Here is a 1135-nt window from a genome sequence, read left to right as displayed (position 1 = left end):
TCCAGTATTTCGGCACACGCATTCTTGAACTCTCCATCCTTGAGTCTGACTCTGCCGGCGGATGGTCCGGGCTGTCTTGAACAGAATTGCGCGGCCGACCGGGGGCAACTGGTCGGCCGCGGAGCGTTGCAACAGCGTAGGATGTTGCAACGATCAAAGTCTTAAGAACGGTACAGGCCTGCCAGGGGCTGGGAAGGCATCAGCCCGTACCTTGCTTATAAACTAAACCATACCGTATCGTTTTATTACGATCAAGACGCAATTCGCCCAAGCGTCGGAGTTAACCGGTCACGAATCTGTCAGCGGGACGGGCGGCGCCGAACCGCGCCTTTGGAGATGGCCTGGACTCGGCCCGGGGGGCCGAGCGCACCGGCCAGGAACAGCCGAATTGCCGAGCGCATGCGCTTTTCGGCCGTCTTCATCTCAAGCGGTGTGCCGAACGTCGCCATCCGATGGGTATGGCCGACGACCACGTCGAGAAAGACCTCGGCCGCGATGCCGGTATCCTCGAGATCCATCGCGCCCTGCGCGACCAGATGATCGAAGAAACGCGCCGTCGTGGCGACGGCCTTCATCCAGCCTTCCTCCTTGCCGAGCTTGGCGATGTCGGGGAAGTTGATGGCCTGTGACGTCATCATACGGCTGAAGGCGACGGCGTCGGGACCGCAGGTGAACATCAGCATCTCGCGCCCGATCTCGATCAGGCGCTGCTCGACCGAAATGTCCGAGGGGCGCGTGAGCTGCACCTCGGCGGCCTCGGCAAGTGGCGCCAGCCAGCGGGCGATCTCGCGTCTCAAAACCTCGGCAAACAATCCGCGCTTGTCGCCATAGCGCGCGTACACGGTGGGCTTGCTGACCCGGGCAGCTTCCGCCACGGCATCCAGCGAGGTCGCGTCATAGCCGCGGTCGAGGAACAGGCGTGTTGCGACCTCGATCAGCCGCTGGTCGCGTTCGATGGCGGCGCTCTTGGTCGGCCGGCCGCCGCGCGATCTCGGGACCTCTCGTTTCGCCGCTCTTGTCTTGGTCGCAGTCAATCCCATGCCCAATGATTCCTGCGCGATCGTGATCATCGTCATCGCTCTATAACGCGCAGCAAGAGGGGCGTCACCGCGAATTTGGCCGAATCGGCCTCATC

General features: G+C 62.6%; 1 protein-coding gene. It reads right to left on the bottom strand.

Annotated elements, in window-relative coordinates; translation table 11 throughout:
- Window positions 1–299: 299 nt before the first annotated feature.
- Complete coding sequence (locus tag SO156_RS45805; RefSeq protein ID WP_458145445.1) at window positions 300–1040, bottom strand: TetR/AcrR family transcriptional regulator; 741 nt, start codon at window positions 1038–1040, stop codon at window positions 300–302.
- Window positions 1041–1135: the final 95 nt, after the last annotated feature.

It is taken from the genome of Bradyrhizobium sp. UFLA05-125 (assembly GCF_059803515.1).
Note: the sequence above shows the minus strand (reverse complement) of the source record. Positions and strands in the feature narration are given on the sequence as shown.